Below are 20190 nucleotides of genomic sequence, written 5' to 3' on the forward strand. Positions count from 1 at the left end.
TGCCACTGGCCGGGTCGTATGAGTCCACATGAAGCGTCAATTGCCTTTCAACGGGGCTGGGCGAAGTTGCGCAAGCAGAGAGGCATAGAAACAGAACAAGCAAGATGCATCTCATGGGCCCTAACGCTAGAGTTAAGCCGACCCGCAGCGGGGCGGCGACTGAGCGCAATATAGCCGAAGGCGGGCGCTTAGGCGCCGCCCTGATGCGGGTTCGGCTTGAACGAATTGTTAGGCGGCAGCCTGCTCAAGCAACACCGCCAGCCTACGAGCATCCTCACGCGAAAGAGTGATGGGAGTCATGCTGTAACTGGTGAAGGTCTTGCTGACGAGCTCAATCGCAACTGCGCAACTGGCCTTGGAGCCATCTAAGGCGTGGACGCGGATGGTGTTGCGTCCAAGAGTGGAGTAATCCGGAGAGATTTCGCCAACGGTGCGCTTGACGCTGGCGCCAAAGAACGCAGCTTTGAGTCCGCCATGCTTAATTGCCCGAACGACGATCCATAGGAAGATCGTAGCGAACGCGCCAATGGCTATGAACGTAAAAACATCTTCCACGTCGCGCACCCCTTGTTCTGCCGCCTAACGCCTGAATTAAGCCGACCCGCGAAGCGGGTTCGGCTTGAATGAATTGTTAGGCCACGTGGCCACTATTGGCACCACTGCCGCTCACAGGGGACGCCGTCACCATCTCCGTCCATTTCCGTATTGGGGCAGTGCTGCAGAAAGTACGTCGCCTCTGTGCAGGATCGCATTTGGGAGCAATGGGTTCGACCGTCACACTTTGCCGGGGAAGAACCCACGGGCAAAGAGGGTGATGCCGGCGGGGAGGCCGACGCAAACGATTCCGCTGCAGCCGGTTGGGCGCGTGGACCCTTGAAGTGGTTGTAGCCGGACCAGACGACGGCGCCGAGGATGAGGACGATCAGCAGGTTCTTCACGTTGCGGGTTCCTCACGCACGGGGCCTAACGCCTGAGTTAAGCCGACCCGCAGCGGGGCGGCGACTGAGCGCAATATAGCCGAAGGCAGGCGCTTAGGCGCCGCACCGATGTGGGTTCGGCTTGAACGAATTGTTAGGTGCCAATCTTGACACCAACAGGCACGGGCTCTACTGCCGCCAAGAACTGAGCCCGTACATCTTGGGGTGAATATGCGGCCTTAGCTGGAACCGTAAGAAGCGGCAAGTCAATGACCCGGCAAACATTGGCCAGAAGCTCGTCACGAGACTGCGCCTTGCGGCTACCGTGTGACTTGTCGTTGAGCTCAACGGCGCAGATCACCGAAAGATCCCCGGAGCGGCAGATAACGAAGTCAAAGTGCTTGGCAGCTATGCGATTGAGTGCTCCTTGCCGGGCAGAGTTGCTCAAGCCAGGTTTGACCGCAGCGACATCTGCGACCCGGACCTTGCCAAAGACTCGATGATCTGGCCCAACAGCCTGATCCAGCACGCCGAGGAAAGATCGCTCTGCGGCTGAAAAGAGCGGCTTGCCGCGCTGGTACGGGAAGTCGATGGAGCCGACGCGGCCAGATTTGCCTTTGAGCGCGCCCAAAACGACAAAGGCAGCGACTACGAGAAGGAGCAACCAGATCCATGACATGCGATGTGCTCCCCTTGGCACCTAACGCCTGAGTTAAGCCGACCCACAGCAGGGCGGCGACCGGGTGCAAATATAGCCGAAGGCGCGCACCTGGGCGCCGCCCTGATGGGGGTTCGGCTTGAACGAATTGTTAGGCGTCACCTGCACGACGGCTACGCCCGAATGCCAGAAGAACACACACTAGAGCAAGCCCGAAGCCACCGATGACCAGAGTGTCATGTGCGTCAAGCCAGAGCAAAGTGACAACGCCCAGCGCTGTTGCAATGCAGCCGCCCCAAAAAACAGCAGCGGGCCTGCCGCGCAGGCGAACCACATTTACACCATGAGCAAAGAGGCCCGACAGCGCGACGAAGCCGCCGCCAACCGCTAACGAGGCAGCTGCCATTGCGCCGAGTCCGAGCCAAGACAGAACCTCGATGTAGAGCAAGAATGCGAGCAGCGGTACTAGAACCGCAAGGTACCCAATCGCTTCTCCAAACTTTCCGTTGAGGCTGACTTTCATGTGACGCCTAACGCCTGAGTTAAGCCGACCCGCAGCGGGGCGGCGACTGAGCGCAATATAGCCGAAGGCGGGCGCTTAGGCGCCGCCCTGATGCGGGTTCGGCTTGAACGAATTGTTAGGCCTCTCAATCTGCACGATTGACGTCCGAAAGCTCATTGCGCCGGTTGAGGAATGCCAGCGCGAGACTCAAGAGTGAGAACAGCAGGCCGATTGCTACAAGTGCCCAAGCTACGTACCAAGGCCAGACAGAGCCAGGCATGAGTAGCGTGGCGATCCAGGCCAGCCCAAACCAGATGACAGCCTTAATCACAGTCTTTACTAAAACCCGCAGCGACAATGCTCCGAGCAAGTCTGATGCTGTCTGTGTGTCTTGCGATTGATCGCTCATGAGAGGCCTAACGCCTGAGTTAAGCCGACCCGCAGCAGGGCGGCGACCGAGTGCAAATATAGCCGAAGGCGCGCACTTGGGCGCCGCCCTGATGTGGGTTCGGCTTGAACGAATTGTTAGAGGGCGAACCCATCAGTTGAACTTCCTAGTATCAGCAACAGGGAACTCATACATGTACTCCGCCGCTCCGCCGAACTTATGCAAATGTTGCGGGTCGAGTGCAGCGATTGCTGCGGGAGTCTCATTGCCTCCGTCAGTTGACTCCCACTCGAAGACAAGATGCGGGACGTCATTGATAAAAATTAGGTCTGTTATGAAGTGGCCAAGAACCTGACCATTACGCTCTAGCAAGTGCCAGCACTTGTGAACATCCATGATGTATCCCGAGCCCTCTAACGCCGGAGCTAACCGGACCCGCCGTGGGCCCGTTCCGAGCCGATCATAGCCGCAACCCCAGGCGAAGGGGCAGCCGCGATGCGGGTTCCGGTTGAGCGACTTGTTATGGTGCAGCGGCCGGTCCACTCACGGCCTTGGAAGCATCAGCTCGGGTACGCGATCCGCCAGAGGTCCAGAAGCGGTTGCGAGGGTCCAGAAAAGCGGTGAACCCGCCGCCGCAAAGGCGGCTTTGCGGCGACGTGTCGCGCCGCTTTTCTAGCATTTTTCAGAGCAGAGCGGCAGTCGGTAAGCGGCGCCCTGTGCTGTCAGGCTTTTCCTAGGCAAGGAAGATCGTTCCCGCCTGCAGCATAACGCCTGAGTTAAGCCGACCCACAGCAGGGCGGCGACCGGGTGCAAATATAGCCGAAGGCGCGCACCTGGGCGCCGCCCTGATGGGGGTTCGGCTTGAACGAATTGTTAGGCGCCACGCTCACGCGCCATCTCAATTAGCGATTTCCCGCTGTCACGAAGCCTTGGTGAGATCTGTGTAACCCGCTCCGCAATTGCTAATGCCTCGTCTGGGCGGTCGAGCTCAAGTAGAGCTACTGCTTGGAACACTAGAGCGTCAGCGTTGTTCGGAAGTTCTTTCAGGCGACTAGTGGCGAATTGGTAGAGCTCTTGAATTTGGTTCTTGTCGAACATCGAGGCCATGACGTCCTCGGGAGAGGGCTTGTCACGCTCTTTGATGCGGGAATAGTTGCAGTACCCGGCGGCTAGCAGCAGCAGAAATAGAAGACCCGTCAGCACCCACAGGTGTGTCTGTATTGCATGGATCTCAGAAACCATCGGACCGTCCTGTGGCGCCTAACGCCTGAGTTAAGCCGACCCGCAGCGGGGCGGCGACTGAGCGCAATATAGTCGAAGGCGGGCGCTTAGGCGCCGCACCGATGCGGGTTCGGCTTGAACGAATTGTTAGGCCGCGAATCAGTACCCTTTGATCTGCAGAGCCGCATTGCAGTGAGCTCCCGCGCCGAAGAGATCAGGAAAAAGTGACAGATGATTAATGTTCATGCGGTTCAGGGTCCGCAGGCATTGTGGTCTGTCTGCGGTCGGGATCGAAATCTTTACCAGGCATGCTTCTCCTGAGGTTGAGGTGAAGTTGCTGGTTACCCATTTGTCAACTGTGATCTGTAAAGGTGTTTTCGTGAATAAGCCGCCTTGAGCAACGAGGCGAGCGTTCTCGTCCTGGCTTGGCCGTATGTATTCGAGGATAGGCGGATCATCTCCGGTGTGAGAAGCCTTGATACGCCGGTTAATTTTGGTAATCTCACCACCGCCAAGTGCCCAAACAGCCCGTTCACCGGAAGCCGGAGATGTATCTTTGTGGAATGCGAAGTACAGCGCAACGAAAGGTGACTCTGTCCAGTCGAGAAGAGGGGTGGCCATTCCGTTGTGCTGCGCAATAGCCCACCATTCGTTTTCGCTTTCGATCTTCTGTGGATTGCTTCCGCGCCGCCCACGACTGGCCAGTTTGAACTTGCCAAAGTGGCGTCGCACTAACGCCGGCCTGCCAGAGACCGGCGTGCCGCGAAGAGCGCGATCCAAGCTTGTCTCAAGCGGCCAGATGGCATCTCTCTGGCCTCGCCAAACATAGTTTGGAAAATCCAAAAACTCCTGTCGGATGTAATCGTGGAAGTATTTCCACGAACTAAGGCGGATATGCATGAATCCATCCGCGTAGCTAACTTGCTTCCATCTCGGGGTCTTTGCCATGGCGCACCTGTAACCTCGACTAGCGGCCTAACGCCTGAGTTAAGCCGACCCACAGCAGGGCGGCGACCGGGTGCAAATATAGCCGAAGGCGCGCACCTGGGCGCCGCCCTGATGGGGGTTCGGCTTGAACGAATTGTTAGGCTGCGTGACGCTGCAGCGGTGGGAAAAAGAGGAGAAGAAGGCCATACAGTACATGCGCCCCTATTAAAAGGAGAGATGCTGTCAGGCCAAAAATGATGGCGACAAGAGCAGAGGCGACTACGCCAACTAGGACAGTCGAGCCCACGTGGGGCCTTAGCAGCAGTAGAGACGCGAGCATAATGGGTAGCACGAGGTGCAAGTTTGACTTGACGATTGCCACCAGGGTATGTGGCGGTATAGGTCGTGGCTGCGGGTCTAGTGTTTGATGAAATGCCGCAATCTCTTCCGGAGATGCAGACGGATTGCGCTCAACATAGGCAGGCATCTCACTCTCGATGCGATGAGCAAGGTCCGGATCTTCCCAGTAGCCAGAGAACGCACCGAACAGTGTGCACAAAGTTAGCGCTAGCAACAGCGCTGCAAGTGCTCTAAGGATTTCAATTCGGTGACGCTTCATCAGCAGCCTAACGCCTGAGTTAAGCCGACCCGCAGCGGGGCGGCGACTGAGCGCAATATAGCCGAAGGCAGCGCTTAGGCGCCGCACCGATGTGGGTTCGGCTTGAACGAATTGTTAGGCCTCTCCACGCGGGAGGCCAGCGGCGACAAGCTTTAGCCGAACCATAGCCTCTTCGGGGCCAAAACGACCCGCCTTACCGTAACTACCCTTAGCAGCGTTGGTGTCAGAGCAGACATGGGCCAAGACGGTATTGGCCAATTCTTGGTGTGGTGCGATGCGCGCCGCGAACTTGTCCAGGACCGCTTGACCAGTAGGGTCAGACTCATGGCCGTCCAAGGCATACGCCCAATAGAAGTTGTCGTATGCCGCGCAGAAGTCCCAGAACCCCAAGTGCCCGTCAGCGCACTGCGATAGCAACCTATCGTGGTGATCGAGGGCAGCGACTAGCTCTGACTCTGAAGGGAAGGTAGCCATGTGCTCTGAGAGGCCTAACGCCTGAGTTAAGCCGACCCGCAGCGGGGCGGCGACTGAGCGCAATATAGCCGAAGGCGGGCGCTTAGGCGCCGCACCGATGCGGGTTCGGTTTGAACGAATTGTTAGCGCCCAAGTTGACGCCGCTCAAGGAAATAAGCGCCAAGCCCGGCCAAGAATGCTGCACCCACAAGCCATGCCGCAGCAGTAAGCAGCGGAATGGAAATTCGAACGCCGAGGATGAGGAAAGCCAGACAGACCGCAGTGCCGAGAAAGCCAACCAACGCTCCATGCCCTTGGGCGTTGGATTGGACCCAGCGAGCAGCAAAGGCGCCAGAAGCGAATGGAACGAGCAGAACAAGGCCAACAGAGAGAAGCCAAAGCGGGGAATACGGCTCATGCGGAAATAGTGAGCCAAGAAGCAGACAGGCGCCGTAGCCGATGACGTAGGCGATTGTGCCGAGAGAGATTGCTTTGAAGTCGCTAGGCAATGTCATTGGGCGCTAACGCCTGAATTAAGCCGACCCGCCCTGGGGCCGTGTCCGAAGCCGATGATAGCCAAATCTATCCGAGAAGCCGAAGCCGCGAAGCGGGTTCGGCTTGAATGAATTGTTAGGCGCGCCCAGCCGATCCACGCCGAACTCCAGCCAAACCGACGCAAACAAAAATAAGGCTAAGCAAGATGAGCCCGGCGTATATGAAGCCGGCCTCAAAGCCGAAGAATGTCATGCCGAATTTGCGCCAAGAGAAGTACAAGAAGCCGGCTTGCCACGACTGAAATAGCCCCAATGAGAACGCTACAAGACCGAACGCCCCAGCGAGCAAAAAGGTCCAGTCAAAGAAAGCGCTTCTTGTCTCCGTAGCCATCGTTGCGCCTAACGCCTGAGTTAAGCCGACCCACATCAGGGTGGCGACCGGGTGCAAATATAGCCGAAGGCGCGCACCTGGGCGCCGCCCTGATGGGGGTTCGGCTTGAACGAATTGTTAGGCCTTACTGGCCGGGTGTTTCAATTTGAATCGAAGGATTACGCGCCGCTAACTCAATGATCTCATTGGCGCTCAAGCCTGCGACCTTGTCTTTGATTCTACCTATCGACGGAGACTGAAGCTCCGGGTTGTCCACCACTTCACGGGCACTTTCCACTCCTTCCATGTTCAGCATCAGCACCGCAAGAGCGAGTCTTTGCTGATCAGCCTCAGATCGTTCGCTCATCATTGCTTTGTAGGACGCTTCGGCGGAGTCGGTACTAGTTGCGTCGATACGAAGAACATCCTGTGTTGCAGGGGCAGTGGCGCAGGCGACTGCGAAGAAGGAAGAAAGCATTACGATTGTGAAGGCTTTCAACATCAGTGAACTCTCCTTGTAAGGCCTAACGCCTGAGTTAACCCGACCCGCTAGCGAGAGACCATCAGGTCAGAGCGGTAACGATGCGGGTTCGGGTTGAACGAATTGTTAGGCGCGATCATGTGACCAACTAGCAGGCCCGGCAAGCCCGGGAACCGGGCACCGGTCAAACAACCGGGAGACGCACCGAGGCGGGGCAATGAGCACCAGGTCAGGCTTGCCCTGGCAACCACCAGCAGCGATCCGTTGGGGTGTTGTGTCCGAAGCCACCCGCCGGGCGGAGCGATGAACTCTCACGCGGTCCCACGCGGCCCAATCTGTAACCGAAGAAGCTCAACAAGCTTTGGCGTTTATCGCGCCTAACGCCTGAGTTAAGCCGACCCGCAGCGGGGCGGCGACTGAGCGCAATATAGCCGAAGGCGGGCGCTTAGGCGCCGCACCGATGCGGGTTCGGCTTGAACGAATTGTTAGGCGCCATCGCCGCCATGCTCAACTCGCCATCCCGACGCTCCGTGGACGAAGCGAACCACGTGCATCCCCGGCTCCCAATCACAATAGAAGGTTTGAACGAGACTAACGGCTTGATTTGTGGTCAAGCTGACAGCGGCGCGGCTCATCTTAACCAGACGCGCGTAAGGCAATGAACTACAACTCTTTGGCTCCCGTAGTGCCGGCCGATCTTCCGGAGCAGGGATGTAGATAACGCCGGGAACTTGTGGATCTGAGTTATAGGTCACGTCATCAACAGACCTCTGCAGCAATTGTTGCAACGGCAGAGGAATGTCAAGGTTGGAGCGGTCGATCAAAGTGTCGTCTCTCGCTGTTAGAATCGTATATTCGTCTATGGGCTCTGGCGTGGATATTGGAAGTAGCTGAGCTGCGTGCCTGTCGAAGTATGTTGTGAAATCGCTGCAACCTTCATTCTCGGGGCACCACGTCACTTGTTGATCGAGTTGAGATAAATAGGCCCGAACAATTAGATTCTGGGTCGTCGGGTCGGCAAGTACGAAGCTGTTCTTGAAATCACGGTCAGATTTCCACGCAACTACCAACGGAGCCACTAGAGCCAGCGCAACAGCCGCAGCAGCAACTACGGTGACTGCAAGAATGGTCTTGGGTTGAACTTTGGTCATGGCGCCTAACGCCTGAGTTAAGCCGACCCACAACAGGGCGGCGACCGGGTGCAAATATAGCCGAAGGCGCGCACCTGGGCGCCGCCCTGTTGTGGGTTCGGCTTGAACGAATTGTTAGGCCTACAGCGCACCGCCTACATGCACCTCTACCCCTGACGGAGAGTGAGGAAGGCACGCGACTAGCGCGGACTCAACCTCTGTGCTCTCACCAAACGATAAATGAAGTACTTCAAGGGTCGCCTCACGTAGGTAGAGAGAGTATTGGCCCGCACCGCTGGAAGTCGCGCGTGAGCGAACTAAAAAAGGCGACGTATGTGCGGAGCAGAGAAAGCTATTGCCAAGAAAAGCAGCTAGATCCGCATGGTCCAATGGAGTGAACTTGGCACGACCAAGTTTCTCCATAGCGCGTCCAAGGTGAGCGTAGGGGACTTCCCGAAATTCTTGGTCCGGAATGCGTTGAAGCTCATCCCAATCCTGCTGGGGGAAGGGGTCAAGTGAATCCCACGGGTCAGCAGCCGTGGCCGGACTGCCTAAGGCTAAGAGAATCAGTATGGGCAGAAGGGACATGTAGGCCTAACGCTTAGTAGACCCCTGAAGCGGGGTGTTCCACTGGATGTTCATGTTGGGGGCAGCTGGAGTCAAGGAGAGAATTCCTACCTGAAAACAGGGGGATAACCGCTATCCATCCGCAGCACCGCCGTCCACGCTGGACTGCAATATCCAGCAAGGACGGGTCGGTATGGGATATGCATCCGGAGGCGGGGTGGTATCTGGCGGCAGGGGTGAGGCGGCTCGAGCAGGCAAATCCGGCCTGTTGGAGGAAGTTCGCCGCAAGATCCGCTTCCGCCACTACAGCTTGCGCACGGAGCGGGCGTACGTTGGATGGATCTGGCGCTTCATCCTGGCCAATGGGCGTCGCCACCCCCGGGAATTGGGAGCGCCGGAGGTCGAGGCTTTCCTGACCCGGTTGGCGGTGGAGGGCCGGGTCGCGGCGAGCACGCAGAACCAGGCCTTGTCCGCCTTGCTGTTCCTCTACAAGGAAGTCTTGGGGCTCGACCTGCCGTGGATGCAGGAGGTGGTGCGCGCGAAGCGCCCGCAACGGATCCCGACGGTGCTGTCGCGCGGGGAGGTGCAGGCGGTGCTGGCGCAGATGGATGGCCGGCCGTGGCTGGTGGCCAGCCTGCTGTACGGCACCGGCATGCGGTTGATGGAATGCCTGCGCCTGCGGGTGAAGGACGTGGACTTCGCACGCAACGAGATCACGGTGCGCAACGGCAAGGGGGGCAAGGATCGGCGGACGGTGCTGCCGGCGTCCCTCGTCGAGCCGTTGCAGCGGGAACTCGAACGGGTCACGGTCCTGCACCAGCGGGACCTGCAGGCGGGGTTCGGGGCGGTGTACTTGCCGCATGCGCTGTCGCGCAAGTATCCCAACGCGGCGCGGGAGCCGGGCTGGCAATATGTGTTCCCGGCGAAGTCGCGGTCGGCCGATCCGCGCAGCGGCACGGAGCGACGGCACCATTGCGACGACGCGGTGCTGACGCGTGCGCTCAAGCGAGGCTGCCGCGAGGCGGGGATCGTCAAGCCGGTGAGCGCGCATACACTGCGGCATTCGTTCGCGACCCACATGATCGAGGCCGGATACGACATCCGCACGGTGCAGGAATTGCTCGGCCACGCCGACGTGGCCACCACGCAGATCTACACCCACGTGCTCAACCGCGGCGCCGGTGGCGTGTTGAGCCCGCTGGATCGGCGCTAGTTAAGGCGGATCGCGCGGGGCGGGGACGGCGGGTTGTCAGGTTGCCTCGGCGATCTCCCGGCGCGTTGCCCGGGGTCAGGTCGGGACTTCTTCCACCGGGATCGCCGGCGTGGCCTTGCGCCTCGGAACCCAGCGACGCTTCAGGCGCAATGCGGGTCTTTCGACTAGGAACCACGACAACCCGGCGCACGCGACGGCCAGCAGGCTGGCGGCCAGGGTATTCGAAACCACGCTCGCGGCACCCAGGAGCACTGCCACCTGCTGCATGGGCCAGCCATACAGGTAAAGGCCGTAGGAAAGGTCGGTGCGCTCGATGACGGGGAGTTGCGGGAGGAACGCGAGGCAGAACGTGCCGTGGACCACGGTGGCGAAGTAGGCCGGGACGAACCACGGCGTGCCCCGGGCCAGCACGGCGACCGCCACCATCGGCAGCAACCACCATGCCGAGAGCACGACCTTCTCGCGCAGGACCCAGAGCAAGGTGCCGGTGATGAAGAAGGCGGTGACCCAGGTGAGGTACTCGAGGTGCTCGGGCAACGGTCGTTGCGTCCATGCGAAGGCGCAGGCGCCCGCGATGGCGAGGCCCCACGCAGGCAGGTAGCGTCGCGGCACGAGCATGCCCAGGACGCCCGCGACCAGGAGCGCCAGATACAGGCGGATCTCGATCGGCAGCGTCCAGAGCGAACCGTTGGCGGCGGTGCGCGGCAAGGTGTCGAAGACACCCGGGAGGAAGTATTCGGCCCGCCACAAGGTGGCGTTGCTCCAAAGGTATCGCCATGTCTCGGGGTCCCGCCAGTAGGCGGGGTCCGTGGTCAGCAGCGGGCCCAGCACCAGGACGGTCAACGCGACGCAGGCCAGCAGGGCGGGATATATCCGGAGCCCCCGGGCCAGCAGGAACGGAACCACGCGGTTGCGCTGCAGGCTGGCGGCCACCAGGAAACCGCTGATGACGAAGAACACGTCGACGGCCAGGGCGCCGGCGGTGCGGCCGGTGAACTGTCCGAACGGATCGCTGCCCGGCGTCCCCGTGATCGGCCACGCGTGGCTCCAGATCACCAGCCACGCGGCGAACAGGCGGATGAGGTTGAAGTTGTTGCGCCGTCGCTGCCACGCCTCGGCCAGGGAAATACGCTGTGTCATGTGCGGTGCAATCAGCCGCGCCAGCACCAGTGCCAAGGCTCGTACACGATGCCGTGCGGGTTGTCGCGCGGGTAGGTCATCGCGAACCCGTAGCCGCCGGCGTGCTCGCGCAGCCAGGCGAAGGCGGGCGTGGCCTCGAAGGATTCCTCGGCAGGCGGTTCACCCGGCGTGCCGATGTCGAGTGCGCGGCCCGAGTGGTGTTCCGAGAAGCCGGGTGCCGCGTTGACGCGCAGGATGTCCTCGACCGTGTCGCCGCGGGCGCGCTTGCGCTCGAAGATGCCGAGCTGGTAGTCGTGGCTGCGATAGCCGGAGATGGCTTCGAGCACGACGTCGTCGCGTCGCGCGGCGGCTTGCAGGTGGTTCCAGGCGCGTGCGGCCGTGGCATGCAGCCAGAGTGGGCGACGGTAGCGGTCGAATCCCGCGAACGCGAGCCGTTCGGGTTCCGGGACCAGCACCAGGCCGGTGCGGTCGGCATAGGCGTCGGCGTCGATGTCGAGGGCGTCGAGGCGTTCGTGCAGGCGCTGCAGGGGCAGGGTGTGGTCGCGCTCCAGGCCGGTGCGAGCGGGCACGCCAACGGAATCGAGTGCGTCGAGGGCCTCGTCGATGCCGGGCTCGTGCACCAGGCGCGGCACCAGGGGCACCAGGCCTGTGTCCAGTGCGGCGGCCAGGTAGCGGCCATCGCGTTTGCGCCGCAGGACCTGGCGCGAACGCGCGAGCACGCGCGCATCGCGGTTGCTGCTTGGACGCAGCAGGCCGGCGGGCCACAGTTCGATATCGGGCGTATTGACCAGGATCCGGGGGGTGTTGCGCATGCGGGCAGCTTAACGACGCGCGGGGGTGCTTGCCATCTCGCGCAGGGTGTCAAGCAGTACCTGCGGCTGCCGTGCTTCCAGGAGCAGCACGTGCTTGCGCTGTGTCGGGATGTGCAGCGCGCGTCGGCCACCGGAGAGGGCGACGAAGGCGCGGCTGCGGTCGCGCAGCAGGTACCAGCCGCTGCGGAAGCCGGGAAGACCGGTGCCGTTGAGCTTCAGCATCGGCCGGCATTCGGTGCGCTCGTCGAGATCGATGGCGCGCGCCTGGTCGAGGCGCAGGTCGGCGAGTGCGAGTTTGCAGGTGTTGAATCCGGACGTCACGACCAGGCGGTCTGGCTCGAGCCGCAGCGCGTGCCGCTGCAGGAGGCGATCGAGCAGGAACCAGGCGGCTAGCGACAGGATCGCGACGCCGCCGAGCACGGCAGGCGTCGCATGGGTCGCGTCGGAGAATGCGGCGAGCTGCGGCAGTGCGGCTGGCGGGCCGGCGAGGGCGAGTGCCATCGCGGTCAGCGCGATCGGCAGTGCACCGGCAAGCACGAATAGCCACGCCCGGGACGCCGCCGGCGCGGGGACGAGATCCAGCCGCCCATCGTCGACCGGCTCGCCGCTTGCGGTGTTCACGTTGCCTTGCTCAACGCAGCACGAGCAGGGCGACGCCCAGGGCCAGGGCTGCTGTCAGCACCACCACCAGCAAGGGCACGACCAGCCGGTTGGCGGACGGGTTGCGGCGTTCGATCAGACGGACGAGGTGGAGCATGCGGCTTTCCTCTTCTCTCGCGCCATGCGCTTACGGGTCGCTCGGATCAATGCCTGCCGATCCACTCCGCGACATCCTCGATCAAGCCGGCATCGACGTGGCCGGGCGTGCCGTACTCGGCCAGCGAGCCCGGTCCCTCGCCGGCGATCGCCAGGTGGTTGAGCGCGGGATAGAGCTTGAAGGTGACCTTGGGGTCGTCGTGGAAGGCGCGCTTCCAGCGTTGCCAGTCGGCGTCGACCACCTGGATGTCGCGGGCGCCCTGCAGCACCAGCATGGGAAGCGCGAGGGCTTCGGCTTCCGCGACCGGGTCGACGGCGTCGGTGCTGCGCCAGTACGCGGCGGGCAGGCCCAGGGGCGTGTCGCCGGGCGCGACCGCTGCGTCGCCGTCGCCGGACGCGGCGCGGATCGCGTTCACCTGCATCCGCAGTTTGTCGATGGCGGTGGCTTCGGCGACGCTGGTGGTGGCGTCGTCGAGCACGGCCAGGCGGCGGTTCTGTTCGACCAGGATGTCGAGCAGCTTGCGCGCAGGCGCCGCCAGCAGGACCAGTCCGGCGACCGGCGTGCCGGCCGCGCCGGCCCGCGCCGCGATGCGTGGCGCCATCATCCCGCCCTGGCTGTGGCCGAGCACGAAGATGCGCGTGGGGTCGATGCCCGGCGTGGCCGCCAGCGCGGCGACGGCGGCGACGGCGTCGTCGGTGGTCTCGCCGTCGATCGTGAGCGTGCCGTCGGCGAAATCCTGCGGGCGAACCTTGGTGCGCTTGTCGAAGCGCAGCACGGCGATCCCCTGCGCCGCGAGGCCGCGGGCGATGTCGAGGAAGGGCCGGTTGGGGCCGATGGATTCGTCGCGGTCGTGCGGGCCGGAGCCATGGACGAGGACGACGGCGGGGAAGGGGCCGTCGCCTTGCGGCATCGCCAGCAGGCCTGACAAGGCGCGCTCGCCGTCGCCGACCTGCACTTCACGCTCTTCGTAGCCTGCATCGGCCGGCGGCGGTGCGGCCGCCGGGGCCGCGGCGGGCTGGACCAGGAACCCGGCGACCTTGCCGTCGGCATCGATCGCGATGCTCGCCACCAGGTCGGCCTTGGCGTGCTGCAACGGAACCCGGACCACGTGCATGCCGTCGCGCGACTTCACCTCGGGCTCGCCACGGCCCCTGGCCTCGCCGGCCTGCGCCGGCAGCGATTCCCACACCGCCTGGAGCTTGTCGGCGGGGACGGCCGCGGCCATGCCTGCGGTGAACATCGCTTCGGCCGCCGCGTAGTTGCCGGCGTCCATGTGGTCCAGCAGGCGGGTGGCGATCTCGGTGGGGGCCGCCGCTTCGTCCGCGGCCCATGCGCTGGTGGCGACGAGCGCCGACAGCAGGGCGGCGAACACGATCGACAGGGCTTTGGTCATGTCATGACTCCTTCTTGAAGTTCAGGCGGATCGGATCCATCGAGGACGGGTGCACGGGCGGCACCAGTTGCCAGCCCTCCGCGCCTTGCTTGCCCGGTACCGCCTGGACGTGCCCGGTGGGCTTGCCGCCGAACAGCTTGGCCTTCACTTCGAGCATCTTGTGTTGCCAGCGTCCGCTCATGGGGGCGTCCCCTTGTCGGGGGGTGCGGGTTCGCCGGGCAGCCTGTCCGCCTTGCGCAGCGCTTCGCGCAGCACGTATTCGATCTGGGCGTTGAGCGAGCGCAGCTCGTCGTCGCTCCAGCGCTGCATGGCCTGCAGCACCTCGGCGTTGATCCGCAGCGGGTACGACTTCTTGTCAGCCATGGGAGTGCGCCCGCACGGGGCTTCCCGTGTTCACGTCAGTACAGCGACCCGGCGTTGACCACCGGCTGTGTGGCGCGGTCCGAACACAACACGACCAGCAGGTTGCTGACCATGTTGGCCTTGCGCTCCTCGTCCAGCTCGATGACGCCGTTCTTCTTCAGTTCCTCGAGCGCCATCTCGACCATGCTCACCGCGCCGAACACGATGCGCGTGCGCGCCGCGACGATGGCGTTGGCCTGCTGGCGCTGCAGCATGGCGTTGGCGATTTCCGGCGAGTAGGCGAGGTGGCTGATGCGCGCATCGATGACATCGACGCCGGCCTTGGTCAGGCGCTCGTCGAGGTGGTGCTTGAGCCGGTCGCTGATCTCGTCGGGATGGCTGCGCAGCGAGACCTGGCCGTCCTCGTGCTGGTCGTAGGGGTATGTGGTCGCCATCGCGCGGATCGCCGACTCGGACTGGATGTGGACGAAGCTCTCGTAGTCGTCGACGTTGTAGACCGCCTCGGCGGAGTCGGTCACCTGCCAGACGATCACCGCCGCGATCTCGATCGGGCTGCCGTCCAGCTCGTTGACCTTGAGCTTGCCGCTTTCAAAGTTGCGTACCCGCAGGCTGACCTTGCGCTTGCCGAAGAACGGGTTGTTCCAGCGCAGGCCGTTCTCGTGCACGGTACCGACGTACTTGCCGAACAGGCTCAGCACGGCGGACTGGTTGGGTTCGACCATGTACAGGCCGACCAGGCCGAACACCGACACCATGGTCAGCAGGACGCCCGCGCCCAGGCGCGCGATGCCCCCGCTGCTGGCGCCGGAAATGATCAGGTAGACCGCGAACAGCAGGGCGGCCAGCAGGGCCAGCAGCATCGGGATGCCGGGCAGCGAGCGGACGGGATTCTCTTTCATGGCGAAGGCCCTCGATGGTTCTCCCCGGGTGATCCGAGGCCGGAGTAACTGATATCGAATTGATATCATCCTGTCAATTCTTGTCGTCTTGAGCGCCGCCTCGAAGGCTCAACTCGGCCTGCAGGCGGCCCGCTACACTGTCCGCCGCCTTCCCGGAGCCTCGCCATGGTCGCCCTCGGTACCCCGCTCAGCCCCCATGCCACCCGCGTGCTGCTGCTGGGCTCGGGCGAGCTGGGCAAGGAGGTGGCGATCGAACTGCAGCGCCTCGGCGTCGAGGTGATCGCGGCCGACCGCTATCCCGATGCGCCGGCGATGCAGGTGGCGCATCGCAGCCATGTGCTGGACATGCTCGACGGCGCGGCGATCCGCGACCTGGTCGCCCGCGAGCGGCCGCACCTGGTGGTGCCCGAGATCGAGGCCATCCATACCGACACCCTGGTAGCGCTGGAGCGCGAGTTCGCCGAGCGCGGCACCGACACCCGCATCGTCCCGACCGCTCGCGCGACGCGGTTGACCATGGACCGCGAAGGCATCCGCCGTCTGGCCGCCGAGACGCTCGGCTTGCCGACCTCGCCCTACCGCTTCGTCGATGACCTCGGGCAGTACCGCGCCGCCGTGCAGGCGCTGGGCCTGCCGTGCGTGGTCAAGCCGGTGATGTCCTCGTCGGGGAAGGGGCAGAGCCTGGTGAGCACCGCGGACGACATCGACGCGGCCTGGGAATACGCGCAGAGCGGCGGCCGCGCCGGCGCCGGCCGGGTGATCGTGGAGGGGTTCGTCGACTTCGACTACGAGATCACCCTGCTGACCGTGCGCTCCGCGTCCGGGACCGCGTTCTGCGCCCCGATCGGACACCTGCAGCGCGACGGCGATTACCGGGAAAGCTGGCAGCCGCAGCCGATGTCGCAGGCCGCCCTGCGCAAGTCGCGCGACGTGGCGCGCGCGGTCACCGACGAGTTGGGTGGCTGGGGCCTGTTTGGCGTCGAGCTGTTCGTCAAGGGCGACGAGGTCTGGTTCTCGGAGGTGTCGCCGCGCCCGCACGACACCGGACTGGTGACACTGGCCTCGCAGGTGTCGAGCGAGTTCGCGCTGCATGCGCGGGCCATCCTCGGGCTTCCGGTGCACGCCGATGCCGACGATGCCATCCCCTTGCTGGGACCCGCCGCTTCCTGCGCGGTCCTGGCGCAAGGCCATGGGGTGCCGGTGTTCGATGATGTCGAGGCGGCGTTGTCGCACCCCGAGGCTGGCCTGCGACTGTTCGGCAAGCCGCGCGTCGAGGGCCAGCGCCGGGTGGCCGTGACCCTGGCGCGTGCCGGCGACGTGGAGTCCGCCCGCGCCATCGCCCGCGATGCTGCCGCCGCGTTGACGGTGCGGCTGGAATGATGGCCCACGATCCCTCCAACGGACCCGACCCTGCCCCATGAACAGCACCTTCAACGGCTACGCCGTGTTCTTCTTCCCGCAGGCGCTCGAAGCCCTCGGCCCGGCCATCCAGCCCTACCTGCAGGACAGCCCGGTCGGCCCGCACGTGCTCTGCCGCGGGATCGACACTGGCGGCCCCTTGATCGAGCTGACCCTGGAGGGCCGCACCCCGGAAGGCGAGCCGCTGGACCTGGAGCTGATGCTGCCGACCAGCATGGTGCGCATGATCGTGTCGGCGCGCGCCGACCAGAGCTTCGGTTTCGGCCCGCGCACGGCCGTGGCGCCGTTGCCTGCCGAAACACCCGTGGTCCCCGATGCGCCGGGACCGGCCCTCCCGGCCGTACCGTCCCCCAAGCCGGCCGCGCCGCGGCGTGGGCGTCCGTCGCCGGCCGGCCGCGCCGCGGCGAAGGCGAGCGCGGCACGCAAGCGGCCCGCCGTGGCGAAGCAGGCGAAGGCCGCAAAGAAGACGAAGAAGCCCGGCGATCGCGCGGGGAAGAAATCCGCCGCGGCAAAAGCGGCCACGAAGAAAGCGGGCAAACCGCGCCGGGCGAAGAAGGCGCGATAGCACCGGGAAGATCCGGCTGGACCAGGCCGCCGCGCGGCCGCTTGCCGTCGCCGGCGGCATCACGCTATGACCCGACGCCACCGTCCGCCAAGTGCGGCCTCCGACGCTGGCGCGTGACCGGGCCGAAGCCGGCCGCAGCCCGGCACCACAATGGGCATGCGACGCCGCCCGCCGCGGCACGTCAGTCCGCGCGATCGTCGCCCTTGCGCAGGTCGACCCAGACAAGGCGGTGGTCGGATGCCTCGACCAGCGCGGCGCCGGGCGCGCCGGGCGGCGGCCAGAACACGCCGCTGTCGACGACGGTCCAATCGCGCGAGGGCAGCACGTAGTCGACGCGGAGCGGTCCGGTCGCCGCGCCGAAATCTGCGGTCGCGGTCGCCGGATTGCCGACGCGCCCGGGATGGCCGGCGCCGGTCGCCCATCGCGCGCCGTCGCTGCGCGGCGCGGGGGACCGCGCCAGGCGCGGGTGATCCAGCAACTCGCGCATCGCGGCATGCAGCCCGCCGCCATCGAGCGGGTCGTTGTTGAGGTCGCCGGCCACGACGAATGCCGCGTCGCCGGGCAGGCCGCCGCAGCGTCCGGCGTCGTCGCAGAGCCACGGCGCCGCGGGGTCCGAGACGTACTCGCGCCAGAAGCGGATCTCGTCGGCGTTGCGCGCGCCGTTGCGGTCCTCGGGCCCGTCGAACACCGGGGGCGTCGGGTGCGACGCGAGCAGGTGGACGGTGCCCAGCGGCGTGCGCACCGGCACGTCCCAGTGCGACTTCGACGACAGCCGGAGTGCCCGCCACACGGCGTCGGGATGGAAGGAGCGTCCGGTGCCGGGATCGCGCGGCCGTCGCGCGCCGGGCAGGGCGCTCCACCGGAAGTGCTGGAAGGTGCGGGCGCCGGCCGTGTCGATGGGGTGGCGCGACAGCACCAGCATGCCGTACTGGCCGGGATGCAGCCCGTAGCCCCAGGCGTCGTTGCCGCGCGCGCGGCCGTCGGTGCCGACGCTGCCGTCGCCGTCGAGGTCCAGTCCGCTGGGCACGCCGGTGTTGACCGGGGCGAGGTAGCGATACGGATAACGCAGGCCCTCGCCGCCGTCGGGCTGCGGAACGGCCAGGTAGTCGCGCTGGAACAGGTCGGCCGCGCGGCCGTCGGGATCGTGGTCGAACTCGTTGAGCAGGACCAGGTCCGGCCGGACCCGCTGCAGCACCGCGGCGATCTTCCGCGCGCCGTCCTCACCGCGCTGCAAGCGGGCGATGAGTCCGCCGGGGGCGTCGTCGTGCAGGGAGGTGTTGTAGGTGGCCACGCGCAGCGTGGCGGCAGGTCTGTTCATGGCGAGGGCGGCCTTCGGATCGCCGTGCACCTGCACGCGCACGCAGGCGGCGAGGACCAGGCATGGCACGAGGCCGGCGGCGATGGCGATGCGCGGCTTCATGGTGCCTCCGGTGCCTCCCGCTGCCAGCGGCGGCCGTCGAAGTATTCCAGCGGCTGGAAGTTGCGCTTGTAGTCCATCTTGTCGTGTCCCGATATCCAGTAGCCCAGGTACAGGTGGCGGCGTCCGTCGCGTCGCGCCCAGTCGACCTGCCGCAGCAGCGCCAGCGTGCCCAGGCCGCGCGCGGATTCGTCGGGATCGTAGAAGGTATAGACCGCCGACAGCGCGTCCTCGACCAGGTCGGTCACCGCGACCGCGATGAGCCGGCCGCCCACGCGCAGTTCCAGGAAGCGTCCCTGCGACCAGCTGCCGACCAGGAACTGGTCGAACTCGGCGACGCCGTGGTCGTCCATGCCGCCGCCGGCGTGGCGTGCGCCCAGGTACCGCCGGTACAGCTCGAAATGCTCCTCGCTGCGCTCGGCCGGGAGCACGCGCGACTCGACGTCGCGGTTGCGCGCCTGGCAGCGGCGCTGGCTCCTGCCCGGGACGAAATCCGCGACCGGGATGCGCACGGCGACGCAGGCGCGGCAACCCCGGCAGTGGGGCCGGTAGACGATGTCGCCGGAGCGGCGGAACCCCCATTGCAGCGCCTGGGGATAGAACGCGAGCAGGCGCGGATCCCGCGGGTCCAGGACCAGGTCGCGCGCGGTGCGCTCGGGCCAGTAGCCGCAGGGATGCTCGCCGGTGTGGAACAGCCGCAGGCCGTCGACGTCGCCCATGGCTCAGCCCTGCCATCCGGGAAGCAGGGGCACCATGCGCGCCAGCACGCCCGCCAGCGCGCCCGCCCAGAACCCGGCGACCAGGTCCCGGGGGGCGTGCCGGGCCAGGCGCAGGCGCGACCAGGCCAGCACGGCGGCGAAGGCCAGCATCGTGATCGCCGCGGCCGGCCAGGCGATGGCGAGCAGGGCAGCGGCATAGACCGCGAACGCGAGGTGCAGCGACGGCTTGCACCAGCGCGCGAGGAGCAGGGCGACGAGCACCAGCAGCCCTGCCAGCGCCAGTCGCAACGCCAGCAGCGGCAGCCCGGCCAATGCCGCGACCGCCGCTGCGGCGAGCAACAAGCCGAGCAGGAACCGGTTGAGGTGTTGGCGTTCCGCGGCCTGGCTGGCATCGACGTGGCGCCAGTGCCCTTGGCGCACGCGCCACCAGGAGTACCCCAGCACCACGGCCGCGAACACCGCCAGCCCGGCGCCGATGCCGACCAGCCCGGATGGGTCGGCCCCCTCGTGACGGGCCAGCGCCAGCAGCGTCAGCGACAGCACCGGCAAGGGGTGGCCGGCGATCGAGGCGGCACGCGCGAGACCCTGGGACATGCGGCCAGCATACCGCCGTGCGTCGCACCATTCGCGACATCGCACCCCACGCCCGCCCGCCGGAGGACGCAAGCTGAACGGGTTGCGACATCCGGCTCCTCTGGGCGGCCAGGCAGTCAACGCGCCGCGCATCGGTGCGTTCCCAGTGCCGACCGCAGCGGATTGGCTGCAT

General features: G+C 64.9%; 25 protein-coding genes. 3 read left to right on the plus strand and 22 right to left on the minus strand.

The features are described 5' to 3' along the window. Positions 1–228: 228 nt before the first annotated feature. The 11 genes from ABD970_RS05765 to ABD970_RS05815 form a co-directional block, all read right to left on the minus strand. The gene (locus ABD970_RS05765; RefSeq protein WP_345294578.1) at positions 229–564 is read right to left on the minus strand and encodes a hypothetical protein; all 336 of its coding nucleotides are present in this window, start codon (positions 562–564) and stop codon (positions 229–231) included. 83 nt (positions 565–647) lie between these two features. After that, the gene (locus ABD970_RS05770; RefSeq protein ID WP_345294579.1) at positions 648–938 is read right to left on the minus strand and encodes an excalibur calcium-binding domain-containing protein; all 291 of its coding nucleotides are present in this window, start codon (positions 936–938) and stop codon (positions 648–650) included. Positions 939–1071: 133 nt separating this feature from the next. Further along, a complete protein-coding gene (locus tag ABD970_RS05775) occupies positions 1072–1596 on the minus strand; it encodes a DUF2726 domain-containing protein (RefSeq protein ID WP_345294580.1) in 525 nt (174 codons plus the stop codon). 130 nt (positions 1597–1726) lie between these two features. Then, positions 1727–2098 carry a hypothetical protein gene (locus tag ABD970_RS05780; protein ID WP_345294581.1) on the minus strand — a complete coding sequence of 124 codons (372 nt, stop codon included), beginning with the start codon at positions 2096–2098 and terminating at the stop codon, positions 1727–1729. Between the two features lie 124 nt (positions 2099–2222). Further along, positions 2223–2486, minus strand: coding sequence for a hypothetical protein (locus ABD970_RS05785; RefSeq protein WP_345294582.1), 264 nt, complete (start codon positions 2484–2486; stop codon positions 2223–2225). 132 nt (positions 2487–2618) lie between these two features. Beyond that, a complete protein-coding gene (locus tag ABD970_RS05790) occupies positions 2619–2861 on the minus strand; it encodes a hypothetical protein (RefSeq protein WP_345294583.1) in 243 nt (80 codons plus the stop codon). Between the two features lie 477 nt (positions 2862–3338). Beyond that, positions 3339–3707 (minus strand): hypothetical protein, encoded by a 369-nt coding sequence (locus ABD970_RS05795; RefSeq protein ID WP_345294584.1) that lies wholly within the window; start codon positions 3705–3707, stop codon positions 3339–3341. Positions 3708–3845: 138 nt separating this feature from the next. Then, positions 3846–4586, minus strand: coding sequence for an FRG domain-containing protein (locus ABD970_RS05800; protein ID WP_345294585.1), 741 nt, complete (start codon positions 4584–4586; stop codon positions 3846–3848). Between the two features lie 1242 nt (positions 4587–5828). Continuing rightward, on the minus strand, positions 5829–6200 hold the full coding sequence (locus tag ABD970_RS05805; RefSeq protein WP_345294586.1) for a hypothetical protein: 372 nt from the start codon (positions 6198–6200) through the stop codon (positions 5829–5831). Positions 6201–6694: 494 nt separating this feature from the next. Beyond that, positions 6695–7051 carry a hypothetical protein gene (locus ABD970_RS05810; protein ID WP_345294587.1) on the minus strand — a complete coding sequence of 119 codons (357 nt, stop codon included), beginning with the start codon at positions 7049–7051 and terminating at the stop codon, positions 6695–6697. Between the two features lie 464 nt (positions 7052–7515). Continuing rightward, the gene (locus ABD970_RS05815) at positions 7516–8181 is read right to left on the minus strand and encodes a hypothetical protein (RefSeq protein WP_345294588.1); all 666 of its coding nucleotides are present in this window, start codon (positions 8179–8181) and stop codon (positions 7516–7518) included. A gap of 811 nt (positions 8182–8992) precedes the next feature. On the opposite strand from ABD970_RS05815, the gene ABD970_RS05820 reads away from it, so the two are divergent. Next, positions 8993–9940, plus strand: coding sequence for an integron integrase (locus ABD970_RS05820; RefSeq protein ID WP_345295654.1), 948 nt, complete (start codon positions 8993–8995; stop codon positions 9938–9940). 75 nt (positions 9941–10015) lie between these two features. Here ABD970_RS05820 and ABD970_RS05825 read toward each other — a convergent pair whose 3' ends face one another. Genes ABD970_RS05825 through ABD970_RS05860 form a run of 8 tightly spaced genes read right to left on the minus strand, consistent with a single transcriptional unit; the run spans position 10016 to position 15304 of the window. Next, positions 10016–11080, minus strand: a complete 1065-nt coding sequence (locus ABD970_RS05825) for an acyltransferase family protein (protein ID WP_345294589.1) — start codon at positions 11078–11080, stop codon at positions 10016–10018. Between the two features lie 11 nt (positions 11081–11091). Beyond that, the gene (locus tag ABD970_RS05830; RefSeq protein ID WP_345294590.1) at positions 11092–11892 is read right to left on the minus strand and encodes a M15 family metallopeptidase; all 801 of its coding nucleotides are present in this window, start codon (positions 11890–11892) and stop codon (positions 11092–11094) included. A 9-nt stretch (positions 11893–11901) separates the two neighbouring features. After that, positions 11902–12513, minus strand: a complete 612-nt coding sequence (locus tag ABD970_RS05835) for a hypothetical protein (RefSeq protein ID WP_345294591.1) — start codon at positions 12511–12513, stop codon at positions 11902–11904. 10 nt (positions 12514–12523) lie between these two features. After that, entirely contained in the window at positions 12524–12649 is a 126-nt protein-coding gene (locus ABD970_RS05840; RefSeq protein ID WP_345294592.1) for a hypothetical protein, read from the minus strand. Between the two features lie 46 nt (positions 12650–12695). Continuing rightward, positions 12696–14042, minus strand: a complete 1347-nt coding sequence (locus ABD970_RS05845) for an alpha/beta hydrolase (protein ID WP_345294593.1) — start codon at positions 14040–14042, stop codon at positions 12696–12698. Position 14043: 1 nt separating this feature from the next. Next, positions 14044–14223, minus strand: a complete 180-nt coding sequence (locus tag ABD970_RS05850; RefSeq protein ID WP_345294594.1) for a hypothetical protein — start codon at positions 14221–14223, stop codon at positions 14044–14046. Further along, positions 14220–14405 (minus strand): type II toxin-antitoxin system antitoxin, encoded by a 186-nt coding sequence (locus ABD970_RS05855; RefSeq protein ID WP_345294595.1) that lies wholly within the window; start codon positions 14403–14405, stop codon positions 14220–14222. Before ABD970_RS05855 ends, ABD970_RS05850 begins: the two co-directional genes overlap by 4 nt. Before the next feature lie 35 nt (positions 14406–14440). Next, complete coding sequence (locus ABD970_RS05860; protein WP_345294596.1) at positions 14441–15304, minus strand: SPFH domain-containing protein; 864 nt, start codon at positions 15302–15304, stop codon at positions 14441–14443. A gap of 165 nt (positions 15305–15469) precedes the next feature. Here ABD970_RS05860 and purT point away from each other — a divergent pair, with 165 nt between their 5' ends. Further along, positions 15470–16684, plus strand: a complete 1215-nt coding sequence (gene purT / locus ABD970_RS05865) for a formate-dependent phosphoribosylglycinamide formyltransferase (RefSeq protein WP_345294597.1) — start codon at positions 15470–15472, stop codon at positions 16682–16684. A gap of 37 nt (positions 16685–16721) precedes the next feature. Further along, positions 16722–17288, plus strand: coding sequence for a hypothetical protein (locus ABD970_RS05870; protein WP_345294598.1), 567 nt, complete (start codon positions 16722–16724; stop codon positions 17286–17288). Between the two features lie 181 nt (positions 17289–17469). Here ABD970_RS05870 and ABD970_RS05875 read toward each other — a convergent pair whose 3' ends face one another. The 3 genes from ABD970_RS05875 to ABD970_RS05885 are packed head-to-tail and all read right to left on the minus strand — an operon-like array spanning position 17470 to position 20018. Beyond that, a complete protein-coding gene (locus tag ABD970_RS05875; protein WP_425563061.1) occupies positions 17470–18708 on the minus strand; it encodes an endonuclease/exonuclease/phosphatase family protein in 1239 nt (412 codons plus the stop codon). Next, complete coding sequence (locus tag ABD970_RS05880; RefSeq protein ID WP_345294599.1) at positions 18705–19424, minus strand: arginyltransferase; 720 nt, start codon at positions 19422–19424, stop codon at positions 18705–18707. The genes ABD970_RS05875 and ABD970_RS05880 overlap by 4 nt, the downstream gene beginning before the upstream one ends. 3 nt (positions 19425–19427) lie before the next feature. Then, a complete protein-coding gene (locus ABD970_RS05885; RefSeq protein WP_345294600.1) occupies positions 19428–20018 on the minus strand; it encodes a phosphatase PAP2 family protein in 591 nt (196 codons plus the stop codon). Positions 20019–20190: the final 172 nt, after the last annotated feature.

Source organism: Luteimonas vadosa (assembly GCF_039543545.1).
GTDB lineage: Bacteria > Pseudomonadota > Gammaproteobacteria > Xanthomonadales > Xanthomonadaceae > Luteimonas > Luteimonas vadosa.

Coding starts and splice junctions, on each gene's coding strand:
- ABD970_RS05785 (WP_345294582.1), bottom strand. CDS start 2,486: ATGAGCGATCAATCGCAAGACACACAGACAGCATCAGACTTGCTCGGA.
- ABD970_RS05815 (WP_345294588.1), bottom strand. CDS start 8,181: ATGACCAAAGTTCAACCCAAGACCATTCTTGCAGTCACCGTAGTTGCT.
- ABD970_RS05795 (WP_345294584.1), bottom strand. CDS start 3,707: ATGGTTTCTGAGATCCATGCAATACAGACACACCTGTGGGTGCTGACG.
- ABD970_RS05845 (WP_345294593.1), bottom strand. CDS start 14,042: ATGACCAAAGCCCTGTCGATCGTGTTCGCCGCCCTGCTGTCGGCGCTC.
- ABD970_RS05810 (WP_345294587.1), bottom strand. CDS start 7,051: ATGTTGAAAGCCTTCACAATCGTAATGCTTTCTTCCTTCTTCGCAGTC.
- ABD970_RS05800 (WP_345294585.1), bottom strand. CDS start 4,586: ATGCATATCCGCCTTAGTTCGTGGAAATACTTCCACGATTACATCCGA.
- ABD970_RS05805 (WP_345294586.1), bottom strand. CDS start 6,200: ATGACATTGCCTAGCGACTTCAAAGCAATCTCTCTCGGCACAATCGCC.
- ABD970_RS05850 (WP_345294594.1), bottom strand. CDS start 14,223: ATGAGCGGACGCTGGCAACACAAGATGCTCGAAGTGAAGGCCAAGCTG.
- ABD970_RS05775 (WP_345294580.1), bottom strand. CDS start 1,596: ATGTCATGGATCTGGTTGCTCCTTCTCGTAGTCGCTGCCTTTGTCGTT.
- ABD970_RS05855 (WP_345294595.1), bottom strand. CDS start 14,405: ATGGCTGACAAGAAGTCGTACCCGCTGCGGATCAACGCCGAGGTGCTG.
- ABD970_RS05870 (WP_345294598.1), top strand. CDS start 16,722: ATGAACAGCACCTTCAACGGCTACGCCGTGTTCTTCTTCCCGCAGGCG.
- ABD970_RS05830 (WP_345294590.1), bottom strand. CDS start 11,892: ATGCGCAACACCCCCCGGATCCTGGTCAATACGCCCGATATCGAACTG.
- ABD970_RS05880 (WP_345294599.1), bottom strand. CDS start 19,424: ATGGGCGACGTCGACGGCCTGCGGCTGTTCCACACCGGCGAGCATCCC.
- purT (WP_345294597.1), top strand. CDS start 15,470: ATGGTCGCCCTCGGTACCCCGCTCAGCCCCCATGCCACCCGCGTGCTG.
- ABD970_RS05860 (WP_345294596.1), bottom strand. CDS start 15,304: ATGAAAGAGAATCCCGTCCGCTCGCTGCCCGGCATCCCGATGCTGCTG.
- ABD970_RS05790 (WP_345294583.1), bottom strand. CDS start 2,861: ATGGATGTTCACAAGTGCTGGCACTTGCTAGAGCGTAATGGTCAGGTT.
- ABD970_RS05885 (WP_345294600.1), bottom strand. CDS start 20,018: ATGTCCCAGGGTCTCGCGCGTGCCGCCTCGATCGCCGGCCACCCCTTG.
- ABD970_RS05875 (WP_425563061.1), bottom strand. CDS start 18,708: ATGAAGCCGCGCATCGCCATCGCCGCCGGCCTCGTGCCATGCCTGGTC.
- ABD970_RS05780 (WP_345294581.1), bottom strand. CDS start 2,098: ATGAAAGTCAGCCTCAACGGAAAGTTTGGAGAAGCGATTGGGTACCTT.
- ABD970_RS05825 (WP_345294589.1), bottom strand. CDS start 11,080: ATGACACAGCGTATTTCCCTGGCCGAGGCGTGGCAGCGACGGCGCAAC.
- ABD970_RS05840 (WP_345294592.1), bottom strand. CDS start 12,649: ATGCTCCACCTCGTCCGTCTGATCGAACGCCGCAACCCGTCCGCCAAC.